This is a genomic window from Thermodesulfobacteriota bacterium (assembly GCA_040753795.1).
GTDB lineage: Bacteria > Desulfobacterota > Desulfobacteria > Desulfobacterales > Desulfosudaceae > JBFMDX01.
Genome location: JBFMDX010000006.1, coordinates 161955 through 178502 on the forward strand (window position 1 = coordinate 161955; position 16548 = coordinate 178502).

A 16548-nucleotide genomic window follows, 5' to 3' on the forward strand; every position below is an offset into this window, starting at 1 on the left:
CGGTTAATCGTTAAAAAAAATAACGTACAGCGGGCGAGGGTGAAAAGCAAGTGTCATAAAATATTTTTTCCGCTGTGAAATATTTATGGTATATATCCCGCTGTGGATTTGTGCCGGTTTTTTTATAACCTTTTCGAACAGCAAGGTAAGGATATACGAATCAATGACAGATACACCCCCAGGCAATTCAGACAACATGGCCAAAGTCAGTCCGGTCAAGTTCGGACTCAACGACAGCTTCCAGTTCAGATGTCACCACGGGCTTTCCTGCTTCACGGAATGCTGCCGGAGCATCAACATCATTCTCACCCCCTATGATATCGTCCGCCTGAAAAACCGCCTGGGGCTTTCTTCCGGCGACTTTCTGTCCATCTATACCGAACCCCGCCTCCTGGAGAAGACCGATCTGCCGGTGGTCACCCTGAAACTCCTGGACGATGAGCGGCAGTCCTGTCCGTTTGTCCGGGACGATGGATGCATCGTCTACCAGGACCGGCCCACCACCTGCCGCTATTATCCCCTGGGCGTCGCCTCACTAAGCCACCGGGAAGAAGACCAGGAATTAGATCAGGAGGGTTTTTTCTTTTTCATCAATGAACCCCACTGCCGGGGGTTCGAAGAACCCGTAGAGTGGACGGTGGCTTCCTGGCGCAAGGACCAGGGAGTCGATATCCATGACGAGATCAACGCTGAATGGACGGATCTGGTGGTGAGAAAACGGTCATTCCCCCCCAATATCCGCCTGACCGAGGAGGCCAAAAAAATGTTTTTTATGGCCTCCTATGACATTGACCGGTTCAAACGATTTGTTTTTGAAAGCACCTTCCTGCAGCGCTATCCCGTGGATGAGGCAACCCGGCAGGCCATAGCCGGCAATGAGGTGGAACTGCTGAAATTCGCCTTCCGCTGGCTTAAATCCATCCTGTTCAAAGGCGCGGCCGCTCCCCCGGCATGAGCGTTATGACCGCCTGGTGCTGCCGTCTTTCTTTAGACAGTTCTAAACGGAAACGGCCGCGGCCAGGCGACCCCATCCCGGCGCACAATAACATCCCCCCTAATAGGATTCATAGACCAGTTGACGAATCCTCGCCGTATCATTCAACCGCGAGGCCACATCCACCTTGAAAAAATCCGCCATGGGAGCGAACAGCTCCGGTGAAGCGGAAAACATGGTCCGGGTCGCCGCGAGCAGTTTCTCCAGACCGGCAGCGGTCATCCGGCCCAGGGGCCGGCGACAGCTTCCCGACGGCATGCCCAGAACCGCCATCAGGGTCTTGACCGGCAGAGGATTTCTGGCCCGGCACGAAACCGGACCATGGGGGGTTGTTTCCGTAGTGGTGACCGTCACCAGTTCCAGCAGGGGCGATAACTGCTTTTCCAGCCCGAGGGCGACCTCGCCCCGTCCCCGGGCCATGGCCGCGACCATCTCCGACAGCGCCCGGGGGAAAATATTGGCATACACCGAAATCACGCCGCAGGCCCGGATCTGCGGATCACTCATCATGCGGCAGGTCAGGTTATCGTCACCGGACAGAATCGCCATCTTTTCGCCGCAGCAGTGGCGGATACGCTTCATGTTGTCAAAACTTCCCGTGGCGTCCTTAACGGCGCCGATATTCGGGAACCGCTCGGCGGCAAGCGCCAGATCTTCGGGCAGAAGCTGCGTACCCGTCCGGCCCGGCACCAGGTAGGGAATGATGGTTGTATCCGGAAACCGTTCGGCTACCGGCTCAATATACTCTTTTCTGATTTCAAGAGAACTGGGGCCGTTATAATAGGGATCGACCAGCAGCATGGCCCGGGCGCCGGCCTTGGCCGCGTGACCGGTGGCCTCCAGGGTTTCCACCGTGCTGTTGCTGCCGGATCCGGCAATACACATGCCCCGGCCCTTCATGGCGCGGACGATCCGCTCCGTCACCTGGTTGTGTTCCTGCCAGTCAAAAGCCGGGCTTTCGCCAGTCGTCCCCATGGCGACAATGCCGGTCACGCCGTTGGTCATCTGAAACTCAACCAGCCGGTCCAACCCTTCCTCATCCACCCGTCCCTTGTCAAGCGGCGTTATCAGCGCCGTATAGCATCCCGATATCATGACCTTTCTCCTGAATACATGCCGTTGATTATTTTTTTTTGTGTTACCATACCTGGCGGCCAATAACAATCAAAAACACGCCAAAAGAACCTTTCCCGCCTGATCACTTCAGGGTTGAACTGCCCGGTGCTTTACGATAATAACCAATGAAACCGTCGGAAAGAAGGGCCTATGAAATTTCAGAATACCGTCCGCAACGAATTTAACAAATGCGACACGCCGGACAATACCCTGAAAAGAATCAGGGACGGCTTCGCCACCCTGGGCTGTGATCCGGTCTACGAACCGGTCCGTGTCACGGAAACGCTGTTCTGGGGTCGGATCTGGATCGATGCCCTGCGCATCATCTGTGAAGGCAAAGGCGTCAGCGCCCGGCTGGCGGAAGCCAGCGCCCACGCCGAGCTGGCCGAACGATTCAGCGCCGGGCTCTACTATCCGGTATTCGAGGAGCAGGTCCGGTTCCACCTGCCGGCCATCTACAGCCGTCGGACCAACGATTTTCTAAACTATGCCTGGATGCCCGGGTATACCCGCGCCCGACAGGAGGAGATGGACCGGCCCCTTACCATAGACGCCCTGCTGGCCGGACAGCCGCACCTGAACGCAAAAACCATCGAAGACATCAAGGGTTGCGAAATGGCCGGCCACTGGGTCGACGGCTATTCCCTGCTGAAGGATCAAACCGTCAAGGTCCCGATAAAATTCGCCGCCTATATCCACGGCTCCAACGGCGTGGCCGCCGGCAACACGCTGGAGGAGGCCCTGATCCAGGCCAGCTGCGAAGTGCTGGAACGGTATGTCCAGATCAGCGTCATCAAGAATGAAACCATCGTGCCCACCATTGACCCCGCCACCATTGACGACCCGCGCATAAGGGAGATGATCGAATTCTTCAGGCGTTCCAATGTCCAGGTCACCATCAAAGACCTTTCCGGCAACGGCACCCTGCCGGTGATCGGGGTCCTGTTCACCAACCACAACCTCTCTCCGGACCGGATGGAATACCATACCCTGATTGCCGGAGCTTCCTTTAGCCCGGAAGAGGCCCTGACCCGGTGCTTCACTGAAGGCGTTCAGGGGAGAGAGACCCTGGCGTCTCCCCGGAAAGCTTTTGACCGGCCGGTAATCGCGGGGGACCGGGTCAAAGACTACTATTCCCTCATGAAGTGCGGCGTCTCCCCCAAAAATATATCATTTTTACTGCAAGGGGAGACTGTCCGATTTCAGAGACGACCGGGAGGGAAAAATCTGATGGAAGAAATCGACGCTCTCCAACAACTGGTTGCCCGCCTGAAAACCGATTGTATCGTCATGGATCTCACCCACCCGGTTCTCCGGTTTCCCGTTGTCCGGGTAATCATCCCCGGCATATCGGATTTTCTGAACTACCTGCCGCCGGATATCCTTTCCAACCCGAAAACCAGCCCGGCCACGGCCTGGAGAGGAGGAGCGTATAAAACCATCATGGATTCTTTTTTCCGGTAACCCCGGGCATTGCACTTTTTGCGAAGCCATCAAATTTTACTTGACAATATTTATTAGATGCTGGCTTAATAGCCACTTTATAACGAGTATTTGCCCTGACTGAACAGCAATCCGGGCCGATTATTAACCATTTGAATTTTTTATAAAAAATGAACCAGCAACCATCGACGCAAGATTATCTGATGCAGCAGCGGGAAAAAGTAGCGGCCAGTCCCGACTGTGCCATAACCCGGTACAACTACGCGGTGGCGCTGCTGGCCCAGAACCGGTTTGAAGAAGCGGAAAGAGAATTACTGGAAGCCGTCAGCTGCAGTCCCTCCCTGGCCGAAGCCTTTGTCCTTCTGGGAGGCATCCGCATGCATTTCAACGATATCAACGGCTGCCTGGAGTACAACCAGCGCGCCACTCAAGCCAGGCCGAGATTCGCCGAAGGTTACGGCAATATCGGTTTTGCCCATCTGCAGTTGGGCAACGTCGATGAGGCCATCACCGCCCTGGAAAAGGCGGTATCCTTCAACCCCAAATTCCTTCAGGCGTATACCAACCTTGGCAACGCCTATCTAATGAAGGGAATGGTGGATAAAAGCATCGAAACCAATTATAAGGTGCTGGAGATGGAGCCGGCGTTCGCCGTGGCCCACAACAATCTGACCATCGCCTTTCTGGAGAAAGGCGATAAAGTCAAGGCCGCGGAACATTGCCGCCAGGCCGAATCCATGGGCTTTGAAGTGGCGCCTCAAATTAAAAAGGAGATCGGAGAAAACCGTTAAGCACCGGATGGTCATCATCTCGCGGGAAAACGCTGAGAGTTTATATAGACGTAAAATTGATAGGTTTTTTACTGGGATTGCCGTGAACGGCAAAATGTTATTATCTTAAATGGAGGTAGACAATGGCAAAACACAAGACTCCCTTGCTGGATCAGCTTGAGTCGGGACCATGGCCGAGCTTTGTGTCCGACCTGAAGCAGGAAGCAGAGTCAAGAGCGAAAAACGAAAAAAAAGTCGAGTTCCAGATTCCGACCGACACGGTCGACGACCTGCTGGGCGTTCTTGAACTTTCCTTCAAGGACAAGGAAACCCACTGGAAACACGGCGGCATCGTCGGCGTCTTCGGGTACGGCGGCGGCGTTATCGGCCGGTACTGCGACCAGCCGGAGATGTTCCCGGGCGTGGCCCATTTCCACACCATGCGCATCTCCCAGCCGTCCGGACATTTCTATAAGTCCGACTACCTTAGAGATCTGTGCAATCTGTGGGAATTCCGCGGCAGCGGTATCACCAACATGCACGGCTCCACCGGAGATGTCATCTTCCTGGGCACCACCACCCCCCAGTTGGAAGAGATCTTCTTCGAACTGACCCACAACCTTAATCAGGACCTGGGCGGCTCCGGCTCCAACCTGAGAACCCCGTCCGACTGCGTCGGCGAAGCCCGCTGCGAATTCGCCTGCTACGACACCCAGTCGCTGTGCACGGCCCTGACCAATGAATACCAGGATGAGCTGCACCGGCCGGCATTCCCCTATAAGTTCAAGTTCAAATTCGACGGCTGCCCCAACTGCTGCGTGGCTTCCATCGCCCGGGCCGACCTCTCCTTCATCGGCACCTGGAGAGACGACATCCGGATCGATCAGGCCGCGGTCAAGGGCTATGTCGATAACGATCCGGACTTCCCGCCCAACGGCGGCGCCCACTCCGGCCGTAACTGGGGTAAATTTGACATCCAGAAGGAAGTCATCGCCCTCTGCCCCACCGAGTGCATGAAGTTTGAAGGCGGCAAACTGACCATCGATAACAGCGAATGCAACCGCTGCATGCACTGCATCAACGTCATGCCCAGAGCCCTGAAACCCGGCAAGGAAAAAGGTCTGTCCATTCTGGCCGGCGCCAAGGCGCCGATCCTGGACGGCGCCCAGATGGGCTCCCTGGTGGCTCCTTTCCTTCCCGTTGTTGAGCCCTATGATGAAATCAAAGAAGTCATCGAAGCCATCTGGGACTGGTGGATGGAAGAAGGCAAGAACCGCGAGCGCCTGGGCGAGCTGATGAAACGCCAGGGCTTCCAGAAACTGCTGGAAGCGACCGGCATTCCGGCCATGCCGCAGCATGTTATCGCGCCCAGAACCAACCCGTACATCTTCTGGAAAGAAGAAGAGGTCCCGGGCGGTTTTTCAATGGATCCTGTCAAATACAGAGAGCGTCATAAACGATAAGGGGGAAGAAACATGGCTTTTATATCTTCTGGTTATGATCCAAAAGAGCCGATGAAAAACAGAATTACCGACATCGGCCCGAGAAATTTTGCGGAATTTTATCCGCCAGTTATCGCAAAGAACAAAGGCAAATGGGCCTATCACCAGATTCTGGAACCTGGCGTCCTGGTTCATGTGGCCGAATCCGGAGACAAAATCTACACCGTCAGGGCTGGCGGCTGCCGTATCATGAGTGTTACCCATATCCGGGAAATATGTGATATCGCGGACAAATACTGTGACGGCTATGTTCGCTGGACCACGCGTAACAACATCGAATTCATGACCGACAGCCTGGAAAAGGCCGAGGCGTTGAAGAAAGACCTGGCCGGCAGAAAATTTCCTGGCGGCAGCCTCAAGTTCCCGGTCGGCGGCACCGGCGCCGGTATTTCCAACATCGTCCACACCCAGGGCTGGATTCACTGCCATACGCCGGCCACGGACGCTTCCGGTCCGGTCAAGGCCTGCATGGACGAACTGTTTGATTACTTTAAAACCATGAGCCTGCCGGCCCATGTCCGCGTTTCCATGGCCTGCTGCCTGAATATGTGCGGCGCCGTTCACTGCTCGGACATCGCCTTCGTGGGTTATCACCGCAAACCGCCCGTGATCGAACATGAATACCTGGACAAGATGTGCGAGATCCCGCTGGCGGTTGCCGCCTGCCCGACCGCGGCCATCAAGCCCAAAAAGGTCGAAGTCAACGGCACGGAAGTCAAAAGCGTTGAGATCAACAACGAGCGCTGCATGTACTGCGGCAACTGCTACACCATGTGCCCCGCCCTGCCCCTGGCAAGCGGCGAAGGCGACGGTGTGGTCGTGATGGTCGGCGGCAAGGTCTCCAACCGGATCAGCCCGCCCATGTTCTCCAAAGTGGTCGTGGCCTTCCTGCCCAACAACGTGCCCCGTTGGCCGGAACTGACCGATGTCATCAAACGCATCGTGGAAGTATACGCCAAAGACGCCCGCAAGTACGAACGGCTCGGCGAATGGGCCGAACGCATCGGCTGGGAAAAGTTCTTTGAAAAATGCGGTCTGGATTTCACCCATCACCTGATTGATGATTTCCGGGATCCGGCATACTACACCTGGCGGCAGACCAGCCAGTTCAAGTTTACCAACGCGATCAAGTAGTATAGTTTTAAAAGCTTTTATAACCACGCGGAAAGAGGAACAGGCCCCGGTAAGGGTCCTGTTCCTCACCGCTTTTTTTGAGGAGCTTGACAATGGAACAGGCAGAAGCCGTTAAACTCGTCACCGAAGAACTGACGAAAAAGCTGAAAGTAAAGTCAAAATTCTACTTTTCCGATATTCAGGAAATTCTGGGGATGAAACCCCGTGATGCCAAGAAATACGTCAATAAAATGGTCGAAGACGGTGTGCTGGAATTCTGGTCAAGCGGCAGCACCACCATGTACGGTCTGACGGGTACCGGAAAACAGGCCGCCGCGGAACACGAAGACTAAACAACAGACTGTTCTGCAGCGGGCAAGTTGTTCGTCGCGGCTGAAAGATTCCCATGCACGATCATATTACCTGCCCCCGGCTGGTGATTTCGGCGTTAAGGGGCGGCGCGGGCAAAAGCACCATTGCCATCGGCCTGACCGCGGCATTAAGGAATCAAGGGAAACGCACGGCCCCTTTCAAAAAGGGGCCGGATTACATAGATGCCGGCTGGCTTTCGCTGGCGGCCGGCTCTCCCTGCTACAATCTGGACACCTTTTTTATCCCCCCCGAACGGGTCCTTCACTCTTTCCATACTCATACACTAAACAGCGACATCGCGGTCATCGAAGGCAATCGGGGTCTGTTTGACGGCATTGATCTGGACGGCCGCACCAGTACGGCGGAAATCGCCCATATTCTCGGCGCGCCGATTCTCCTGTGCCTGGACTGCACCAAAACGACCCGGACCTGCGCCGCGGTTGTCAATGGCTGCGCGGCCTTTGACGACCGCATTAAAATCGCCGGGATTATTTTGAACCGCGTGGCCGGCAAACGGCACGAAACCATCCTGCGTCAGTCACTGGAGCACTACTGTCATATCCCGGTGATCGGCGCCATCCCCAAGCTGACCGACGATTTCCCCGAACGGCACATGGGACTTGTTCCCACGCCGGAGCATGGCTGGGCCCAGGAGGCCATTCAGGCGGCGGCTCAAACCGCGGCAAAATACATTAACCTTGACGCCGTAATGGATATCGCGGTCCTGGCATCCGATGTTCAGTTGCCGTCCGTGACTCCCGCCGTTGCCCCTCCGGCAGTCACCGAGCCGCGTCCGGTCATCGCCGTGGCCCGTGATTCGGCCTTTCAATTCTACTATCCGGAAAATCTGGAAGCGCTGGAAGCCGCCGGCGCGGCCCTTATCTTCACCAGTCCTGTCAATGACTCCCGCCTTCCGGATCATATCGACGCCCTGTACCTCGGCGGCGGGTTTCCGGAAACACACGCCCGACAGCTTTCGGCCAACACGGCCTACCGGTATCAGCTGGCGGAACTGGCGCGGGCGGGTCTGCCCGTTTACGCCGAATGCGGCGGATTGATTTATCTGGGGGAAAAAATTGTCGACGGAGACGGCACCCATGACATGTGCGGGCTTCTGCCGGTCACATTCGGCATCTCAGCCAGACCGGAAGGTCATGGTTATACGATTTCAACCGTTGTCGGTCAAAACCCCTATTTTGAAAACGGTACCGAACTGAAAGGACATGAGTTCCGGTATTCAAAAGTCCTGTCATGGGGAGGGAAAGATGAAGACATGGTATTTTCCACCGTGCGGGGCAAGGGATTCATGAACCAGAAAGACGGCATCCGCTTCAACAATGTCCTGGCCACCTATACCCATCTACACGCCCTGGGAACACCCTCCTGGGCGCCGGCCCTGGTCCGCATCGCCCGGGCCTATCATCAAATTAAAAAAGCGGAGTAACCTTTCGATTACCCCGCTTTCCAATCTGACTGATCTTCAGGCGTCCGCTATTCCTTGGCGCCCGGTTTTTTGGGATGGCATTTGGCGCAGGTAGCCGGAGCCGGGCCCTTGTTCTTATCGCCGGCTTTTTCGATGTTGAATTTCTCGTGACAGCCCTGGCAGTTTTCATGAATCGCGTCATAGTGGAACTTCAGTTCAGCCTTTTTGCGCTCGGCGGCCGGCAGGGAAGCCAGCGCCTTCTTGTCGGCTTTTCCTTTGACATGGCACTCCAGGCAGGGTTGAACATTGTCGCCGGCCTTCAGGGTCAAAGGCTTGCCGTCTTTGTCGTGATGGCAGTCACCACAACCGATCTTATATTCCTCGGTATGCTTTTTATGGGTAAAAGTTACAATACCCTGTTTATGCTCGTCATAGGCCTGCTTGTTCTCCATGGTGATGACATCCACGAACTTGGTACCGGCCACGGCAACTCCCGCCGCCAGTAAAACGGACAGGCCGACCATTACACACAACCGTTTCATGCCTTTTCTCTTCATGTTTTCTCCTCCTGAAATACATTTAACTTTATATGATGATATAGAGATTCTCTTATTCTCTTCAAGAAATTTTTTAATATCTTTTTCCCCTTTTGGTGTCAACGAAAAAGTCAGGATACCGTCTCTGTTTTCTTTTCTTTCTTATTCCTCCTGCTTTTTTTCTCTTTACCGGTCTTCCCTTCTTTTTCCTCTTCCCCCTTTTCTTCGCCTCTTTCAGCGGTTTCATCCGGAACACCGCTCTTTCTTCCGAAAATCCGCGCGCCCCAGATGCTCATTTCATAAAGGACCATCAGCGGTCCGGCCAGCAGCAGCTGGCTGATCACATCCGGCGACGGGGTCAAAACGGCGGCCGCGATAAAAATAATCAGAATGGCGTACTTGCGGTTTTTCCTTAAAAAGGTCACGTCCACCACGCCCATCCAGGCCAGCCCGGTAAGCACAATCGGCAATTCAAAGGATAAACCGAAGGCAAGAAGCATGATGGAGGCAAAACGCAGATATTCCTTCATGGAGGGCAGGGGCCGGATCGATTCCGAAGCAAACCCCAAAAAAAACTTGAACCCCACCGGAAAAACAAAAAAATAGGCAAACGAAGCGCCGACCGCAAAGAAAACCACCGAAATCAGAATAATGGGGAGGACGACCAATCGTTCCCGGCGGTACAGGCCCGGCGCGACAAACATCCAGAACTCATAAAAAATCACCGGCAGTGAAACAATAATGCCCGCGATCAGCGAAACTTTCAGATAGGTAAAAAACGCCTCCGGCAGGCCGGTGAACACCATGCTGTCCCGGGAGGTATCCAGGGCCATCACCAGCGGATGGACGAGAATTTCAAACAGACGTTCCTTGTAAGCGTAAGCCAGCCCGGTACCGATAGCGATGGCTATGAAACAGCGGATCAGGCGCTTTCTCAATTCCTCCAGGTGCTCGATCAGCGAGGCGCGGCGGTCTTCATCAATCATTACCGGTTTTCTCCCCGGCCGCCAGGCCGTCGACCGACTGCTCCGTTTCCGGCGCCGGCGGCTGTTCTTTCTTTTCAGCCGTTTCAGCCTTCTTCTGGGCCTCAAGAGCCGGAACACCGACAGCGGGCGCTTTGTCAATATAGTCTTCGGCCGCGTTCTTCACGCTCGTTTTGACATCATCCAGGGTATGCCGGATATCCTTGATGTCCGTGTCCAGGTTCACGGCGGTCTTCAATTCATTGGTGGCGTTTTTAAACTCACGCATGGCCTTTCCCAGAGACCGGGCCAGATCCGGCAGTTTTCTCGGACCGATAACGATCAGCGCCACCGCCAGGATCACAATCATCTCCGGCATGCCGATACCAAACATCCTTTTTTCTCCCTGATCCTAAAATAGAATAACCGGAACGGTTTACTCGGCGGCGAACGCGCCGCTCTTGCCGCCTTCCTTCTTCACCAGCCGCACCTCGGAAATCACCATTCCGCGGTCATAGGACTTGCACATATCATAAATGGTCACCGCGGCAACGGCCACCGCGGTCATGGCTTCAATTTCCACGCCGGTCGGTCCCACTGTCCGGACTTCCGAATGAATTTCGATGGAATTACTTTCATCGTCCGCCGCAAAATCCACCTGAGCGTGGGTAATGGCGATGGGATGGCACATGGGAATCAGCTCCCAGGTGCGTTTGGCGGCCATGATGCCGGCGATGCGGGCGGTTTCCAGGACATTGCCTTTCTTGACCCCGCCGGACCGGATATTTGCCAGCGTTTCCCGGTTCATGGTAATTTTTCCCCGGGCCACGGCCACCCGCATAGTGGACGATTTATCCGAAACATCGACCATCCGGACCCGGCCCTGATCGTCTATATGAGTAAATTCCGCCATGCCCGTTCTCCCGGTTCAGTCGTTTCGACGAACCTCGGTCTTGCCGGTGACCGTGGCCTTGATCTCATCAATCAACGAGGTCATCACCGGGATCACGTTGGTGCGGACATCGCCGGCCACGACCAGCATCATGATATCATCGCCAACGGACAGTTTTCTGCCTTCGGCGATCTCGGCCAGGATTTCGATGATGCCGGGCATCCGTTTATGCCGGGCCACCACTTCGGCCAGTTTGGCGTGATCCACCTTGACCACCAGGTGATCGACCAGGCCCCCGGCGGAACCCGGCGGTTGACAGCCGGAACCCGGCGTTTCCCGCACCACGCCGTTATGACACAGCACCATGCCCGCTTTCCGGAAGTCCGGATGCCGCTTGACCCTTTCCACTAAATCGGCCAGATTCATTGTCGTTCCTCTTCCTGATACCCCCGGTTCGCTATCTTCCGGGCCAGCAGCAAATCCTCCGGGGTATTGATATTAAAAAAGGAGGTCAGCTCCGGATCAACCCGACGCAGGACCGTTTCATCAATATATTTCACGCGGACCTCTTTGAATATCCGTATGATGTCGAATGTTTTCTCCTGCAGGCATCTTTCCAGTGGCTGAAGACAGGCCCTGGAATAAACCGCACAGAGCGGCTCGAACCAGCCATTGGCCTTCCGCGGCACCACCACATCCGCTTTTCGTTCCACGCCGGCCAGGACGGTTTCGATCATCTCTTTTTTTAAAAACGGGGTATCGCAACCGCACACGAATATAAACGGGGTTTCCGCCAGAAAAAGGCCGGCGTGCACCCCGGTCATCGAACTCCGCCAGGGGAATATATCCGTGGTAATCCGCACATCCCATTTCAGGTAATCCGCCGGATTGTTGGTCACCACGATCAGGTCTTCAAAAACGGAGCGCATCACCCGATAAACGCGCTCGACGATCGACTCTCCGTTGATTTCAAAAAAGGCCTTGTTGACATAATCAAACCGGCGGCTCTCCCCGCCGGCCAGAATCACGCCGGTGACCTGTCTCTGGCTGCCGTCCGCTGCACACATCTTATCAAGATTCCGTCAGTTACGCGAAGAACTGACTGGCGGGCTGCCCGTCCGGCGCCCCGCTTCATTATTCGGTTTATTGGAAAATACGGGCCAACGCGCAAATTCCATTCCGCTATACCATAATTTCCCGGCCGGATGCAATTTAAATAAGTTTGACAACACGCCGTAAAGTTTGCGATTAATAACTTCAGGGGGGCCTTTCGTATCACGGCCGTAAATTTCCTTATTAATTATCCATCAGGCGTTTCCCTGTTGACCAACCCGGATGCTTCACGGGTTGACCAGGATACCGCCAGGATTCGACCGTGCCATGAAAAGTGGATTTCACCGTCTGTCCATTTCTTTGCTGCTCTTTTCGATCAGCCTCTTTATAGCGCTTCTGCTCGCCGAAGGGCTTGCCCGGGTGGTCATGAAAAAGGGACTGAAAGCGGTCGGGTCTGACATCGTTTGTTATTACTACACCTCCGCCGCTGGGGAAATGCGCATCAGACCGAATGTGAGCGCATGGCATGTCGGCTATGACGACCAGCCGGTGAAGGTTGCCATCAATTCTTACGGTTTCAGGGGACCGGAGCTGGAACCGTCTCCACTCCACCGGGTGGTTTTTCTTGGAGATTCGGTGGTATTTTGCGGCGGCGTTCCCTGGGAAAACACCTTCGTTGCTTTACTGGAACATTCCTTCCGCCAGGAAGGATTTGACCTAGAGGTGGTAAACGCCGGACTTGCCGATATCGGTATCGACCAGTATCTGCTGCAGGCGGAGGGGGAGAGGCTGACGGCACTGAAGCCGGACCTGCTGGTCGTTGGTCTTTATCTTAACGATTCCCGGCCTCCTCAGGGGTATATCGGAGAAGACAACCCGGATCAGATCATCCGCTGGCTGGAGCGCCCCTTCCTGAGCCGCAGCGCTCTGATCAATGAGATAAAATACGCCTACCTGGTGTTCAAATCCCTGCGGGGCCGGTACAGTTCGCATCGTTTCCAATGGGTGTCCCATTTCCAGTCCCGGACCTGGATGACGGATCCGGAAGCCTTTCGCACCACGGTGACCGAGGCATGTTACGATTGGGGGGCCGCCTGGGACCCGTCTTTTGCCGCCACGGTTTACCCGGGACTGATCAGAATTCAGCAAATCTGCCGCCAGAGGCATACCCGACTGGCCGTAGTCATGTTCCCCGTCAGCATCCAGGTATATACCGCCCTGCAAAGCCCTTATGTTTCACTCCCCCAGCAGGAGTTTGCCGCCTTTGCCCGCAGCCGTTCCCTGCCGTTTCTGGATCTGCTGCCGGCGCTGCGGCGCCACAACAGCGAATCACCGATTTTCAAGGATCACTGCCATCTTACCAAGAAAGGCAACGAAATCGCCGCTGCCGCCATACATGAATTCCTGAAGGAAATTCTTCTTTCCATACCTGAGACCGAATTGGCCAAGCTCACAGATTAAGGCGATTTATAGAGCCTTGATTTTTACGCCCAAACATGAGAAACATCCGGGTAAACTTAAAACGCGAGGGATAAACAGGCACGATGTCCTACAGATCAAGAAGGCAGGCCGAACGAAAAAATCAGTGTACCTGCTGCGCGAAAACGGTGCCCTTCTGCTGGCAGTGCCGCCGGTGCGGCTTTGCCCTCTGCCAGGATTGCATGAATGAAAATTTCTGGGGCCTGTCCTGCAACGGTATCACCTGGATCTGTCCGGAATGCGGCGAACAGAACGGGCTGGGCAACCAGTAAATAAATAAAGGTTCAAGGTTTAGGATTTAGGGTTTAGGGTTTAAGGTTTAAGGTGGATGAATATGGACAAACCGATAAAAGCAAGACTCATCGAACTGATCAGAGAGCGTTCCTTCAAGCAGACCCCCACCCCGGAGTTCACCCTCGCTTCAGGGAGGAAAAGCTGCTTTTACTTCAACCTCAAGCAGGTCACCTGCTATTCGGAAGGCCAGTTTCTGGTCGGCCGGATGATATACGACCGGATTCAGGAACTGGGCCTGTCGCCCGACGGCATCGGCGGCCTGACCATGGGCGCTGACCCCATCTCCTTTGCCGTGGCCCACACCTTTCACTTGAACGGTAAGCCCATCGAAGGGTTTTCCATCCGCAAGGAACCCAAAGGCCACGGCACCGGCCAGCAGGTCGAGGGGCATGTCAAGGCAGGAGACCGGGTCATTATCACCGAAGACGTCATCACCACCGGCGGGTCCACCATCAAGGCCATTACGGCCGCCAGAAACCACGGGCTGACCGTTCTGGCCGTCATCGCCCTCCTGGACCGATGCGAAGACAACGGCCGGCAGAATATCGAAAACCTGGGCGTACCGGTTTATCCTTTGCTGACGATCAGGGATTTTACGGGTTGATGAGGAGAGCCGGGAAGAAGGACCGGGGATATCATCATGGTGCCCCGTTCCGGCCCCCGGCGCCCATAAGGCTTGCCAGCGTTGCCCGGGCCCCCTGGTCGTCCGGATTGATGCGGACAGCCTCTTCAAGATGGTAAACAGCCTCTTTGATTTTTCCGTCGCGGGCCAGCAACAGGCCCAGATTTTTGTGCGCCTCCCAGAAGTCCGGTTTTATGGCCAGCGCCCGGCGGTACTGGGCCATGGCCTCATCCTTTGCTCCCGTTGAAAAAAGCGCGTTGCCCAGACCCAGCATGGCCGCGACGAAACGGGGCTCCTGGTCCAGAACCGCTTTAAAATGGGGGACCGCCTGATCCGGCCGGCCCATACGGACATAAAGTTCCGCCAGATTCCGATGAATGACCGTCGCGCCCGGTTCCAGGGCAGCGGCGCGTTCGAGATGCTCGATGGCCTCGCCCGTTCTCCCGACCGTTGCCAGCGCCCGGCCCAGATTGTTGTGAACAATGGCGATGTCACCGCCCGCGCGCAGGGCCTCCTGGTAGTACCCGATCACCTCGTCGATCTTTCCCTCTCCGGCGGAAAGTTCGGCCATTGCGCAAAGGGGCTCGATACATTGGGGGCAAATACGAAAAGACTCCCGGATATGAACCGCTGCTTCCTCGGATTTTCCTTCTTCAATCAGGGCGGTGGCCATAATAAAATGGGCAAACCAGTTGTCGCCCGTCACGGCAAGCGTCCGTTCAAAAAGCGTGACGGTATTTTCCCAGAAACGGACCTGCCTGGCCGAAACCGCCATGCAAGCGGCCACGATTAAAACGGATACGGCCGCCAGCACGACCCGGCGACGGGGGAAGGCGCTCAGCAAATCCGGAAGCCCCCAGGAAAACATGATGAAAAGCCCGATCAGCGGCACATAGGTGAAGTGATCGGACATGGCCTGATAACCGTTTTGCACCAGGCCGATGACAGGAACAAGCGTGCCCAGATACCACAGCCATCCCACGGCCAGATAAGGACGCCTGGTCCTCCCCATTACCACCACCGCTGAAACGAAGGTTACCAGCGCCAGCGCTCCGATGAATTGCCCCGTCCCTACGGGAGAATGCGGGTACAACGCCGCCAGATGAGACGGCCAGACCGTTTTGATGATGTATGCCGCGTAGGCGTAAATCGCGTTTTCCAGTCGCATGAGAAAAGGAACCGCGGCCAGCGTCACTTTCGGCATGGTGAAAACAGTGATCACGCTTGCCAGGGCGGTCAGAGCAAAAAAGGGAAGCTTTTCCAAAACCAGCCGTCCCGCCGGATATCCGCCGGCCAATGGTTTTCCAGAGAAGCGTTTCAGCGGCCACCAGTCTAAAAGCAGAAAAACACAGGGCAGGGTCACCAGCATGGGCTTGGACAGCAGCGAAAAGGCAAAAAAGAGCAACGCGGCAAAATAAGAAGAGCGCCGGCGGCTGTCGGCGTAGCGGGCATAATACAGGAGGGAGAGCAACCCGAACAAGGTTGACAGCACGTCCTTGCGTTCGGTCACCCAGGCCACGGACTCCACATGCAGGGGATGGACGGCGAAGAGAAAGGCGGCCAGCGCGCTTGAAAAGAGGCCGCCGGTTATCAGGCGCAGAAGCATAAACAGCAGCGCCGAGTTGGCCGCGTGCACAATGAGATTGGTCAAATGATATCCGCCGGGGTGCCGCCCATAAAGGGCATGGTCCACCAGAAAGGAAATCCAGGTAACCGGAATCCACTGAAACGTAAAACAATCGGTAAACGCGGCCTTTATGCCGGCCATGGAAAGGCCGGCCTGAATTCCGGGATTGTCCACGATAAACTTCATATCGTCCCAGAACAGGAAGTCGTGTTTTGTCACCGGGAAAAACGTTATGGCAACAGCCGCGACCAGCAGCAAAACAATTCCGGCCGGCCAGAAAGACTTGTTCATGGCAATATCCCCCTAACGGATGGCGCCTCCAGCTTGATTACCTGCCATCCATACCGCCT

The 16548-nt window shown here is 55.5% G+C and carries 18 protein-coding genes; 10 read left to right on the forward strand and 8 right to left on the reverse strand.

Going from position 1 to position 16548, the window contains the following annotated elements:
* Window positions 1–163: 163 nt before the first annotated feature.
* Complete coding sequence (locus AB1724_09715) at window positions 164–955, forward strand: YkgJ family cysteine cluster protein (GenBank protein ID MEW6078076.1); 792 nt, start codon at window positions 164–166, stop codon at window positions 953–955.
* A gap of 99 nt (window positions 956–1054) precedes the next feature.
* Here AB1724_09715 and dapA read toward each other — a convergent pair whose 3' ends face one another.
* Window positions 1055–2089: a 4-hydroxy-tetrahydrodipicolinate synthase gene (dapA, locus tag AB1724_09720; GenBank protein MEW6078077.1), complete on the reverse strand. Its 1035-nt coding sequence runs from the start codon at window positions 2087–2089 to the stop codon at window positions 1055–1057.
* 171 nt (window positions 2090–2260) lie between these two features.
* On the opposite strand from dapA, the gene AB1724_09725 reads away from it, so the two are divergent.
* From AB1724_09725 to AB1724_09750, 6 genes are all read left to right on the forward strand, one after another.
* Complete coding sequence (locus tag AB1724_09725; protein MEW6078078.1) at window positions 2261–3574, forward strand: YcaO-like family protein; 1314 nt, start codon at window positions 2261–2263, stop codon at window positions 3572–3574.
* A gap of 149 nt (window positions 3575–3723) precedes the next feature.
* Window positions 3724–4344: a tetratricopeptide repeat protein gene (locus AB1724_09730; protein MEW6078079.1), complete on the forward strand. Its 621-nt coding sequence runs from the start codon at window positions 3724–3726 to the stop codon at window positions 4342–4344.
* A 122-nt stretch (window positions 4345–4466) separates the two neighbouring features.
* On the forward strand, window positions 4467–5786 hold the full coding sequence (gene dsrA / locus AB1724_09735; GenBank protein MEW6078080.1) for a dissimilatory-type sulfite reductase subunit alpha: 1320 nt from the start codon (window positions 4467–4469) through the stop codon (window positions 5784–5786).
* Window positions 5787–5798: 12 nt separating this feature from the next.
* Entirely contained in the window at window positions 5799–6959 is a 1161-nt protein-coding gene (dsrB, locus tag AB1724_09740) for a dissimilatory-type sulfite reductase subunit beta (GenBank protein MEW6078081.1), read from the forward strand.
* A 92-nt stretch (window positions 6960–7051) separates the two neighbouring features.
* A complete protein-coding gene (locus AB1724_09745; GenBank protein ID MEW6078082.1) occupies window positions 7052–7291 on the forward strand; it encodes a dissimilatory sulfite reductase D family protein in 240 nt (79 codons plus the stop codon).
* 53 nt (window positions 7292–7344) lie between these two features.
* Entirely contained in the window at window positions 7345–8754 is a 1410-nt protein-coding gene (locus AB1724_09750; GenBank protein ID MEW6078083.1) for a cobyrinate a,c-diamide synthase, read from the forward strand.
* A 47-nt stretch (window positions 8755–8801) separates the two neighbouring features.
* Here the strand turns inward: AB1724_09750 and AB1724_09755 are convergent, their stop codons facing one another.
* From AB1724_09755 to AB1724_09780, 6 genes are all read right to left on the reverse strand, one after another.
* Window positions 8802–9290: a cytochrome c3 family protein gene (locus AB1724_09755; protein MEW6078084.1), complete on the reverse strand. Its 489-nt coding sequence runs from the start codon at window positions 9288–9290 to the stop codon at window positions 8802–8804.
* Window positions 9291–9400: 110 nt separating this feature from the next.
* Window positions 9401–10255 carry a twin-arginine translocase subunit TatC gene (gene tatC, locus AB1724_09760; GenBank protein MEW6078085.1) on the reverse strand — a complete coding sequence of 285 codons (855 nt, stop codon included), beginning with the start codon at window positions 10253–10255 and terminating at the stop codon, window positions 9401–9403.
* On the reverse strand, window positions 10248–10625 hold the full coding sequence (tatB, locus tag AB1724_09765; GenBank protein MEW6078086.1) for a Sec-independent protein translocase protein TatB: 378 nt from the start codon (window positions 10623–10625) through the stop codon (window positions 10248–10250). Before tatB ends, tatC begins: the two co-directional genes overlap by 8 nt.
* 42 nt (window positions 10626–10667) lie before the next feature.
* Entirely contained in the window at window positions 10668–11144 is a 477-nt protein-coding gene (moaC, locus tag AB1724_09770; protein ID MEW6078087.1) for a cyclic pyranopterin monophosphate synthase MoaC, read from the reverse strand.
* Window positions 11145–11159: 15 nt separating this feature from the next.
* Window positions 11160–11549: a molybdenum cofactor biosynthesis protein MoaE gene (locus AB1724_09775; GenBank protein MEW6078088.1), complete on the reverse strand. Its 390-nt coding sequence runs from the start codon at window positions 11547–11549 to the stop codon at window positions 11160–11162.
* Window positions 11546–12190: a molybdenum cofactor guanylyltransferase gene (locus AB1724_09780; protein MEW6078089.1), complete on the reverse strand. Its 645-nt coding sequence runs from the start codon at window positions 12188–12190 to the stop codon at window positions 11546–11548. The genes AB1724_09775 and AB1724_09780 overlap by 4 nt, the downstream gene beginning before the upstream one ends.
* Window positions 12191–12503: 313 nt before the next feature.
* Here AB1724_09780 and AB1724_09785 point away from each other — a divergent pair, with 313 nt between their 5' ends.
* From AB1724_09785 to pyrE, 3 genes are all read left to right on the forward strand, one after another.
* The gene (locus tag AB1724_09785; protein ID MEW6078090.1) at window positions 12504–13637 is read left to right on the forward strand and encodes a hypothetical protein; all 1134 of its coding nucleotides are present in this window, start codon (window positions 12504–12506) and stop codon (window positions 13635–13637) included.
* 83 nt (window positions 13638–13720) lie between these two features.
* A complete protein-coding gene (locus AB1724_09790) occupies window positions 13721–13927 on the forward strand; it encodes a hypothetical protein (GenBank protein MEW6078091.1) in 207 nt (68 codons plus the stop codon).
* A 62-nt stretch (window positions 13928–13989) separates the two neighbouring features.
* Window positions 13990–14553: an orotate phosphoribosyltransferase gene (gene pyrE, locus AB1724_09795; protein ID MEW6078092.1), complete on the forward strand. Its 564-nt coding sequence runs from the start codon at window positions 13990–13992 to the stop codon at window positions 14551–14553.
* 34 nt (window positions 14554–14587) lie between these two features.
* Here the strand turns inward: pyrE and AB1724_09800 are convergent, their stop codons facing one another.
* The gene (locus tag AB1724_09800) at window positions 14588–16489 is read right to left on the reverse strand and encodes a tetratricopeptide repeat protein (GenBank protein ID MEW6078093.1); all 1902 of its coding nucleotides are present in this window, start codon (window positions 16487–16489) and stop codon (window positions 14588–14590) included.
* Window positions 16490–16548 lie beyond the last annotated feature (59 nt).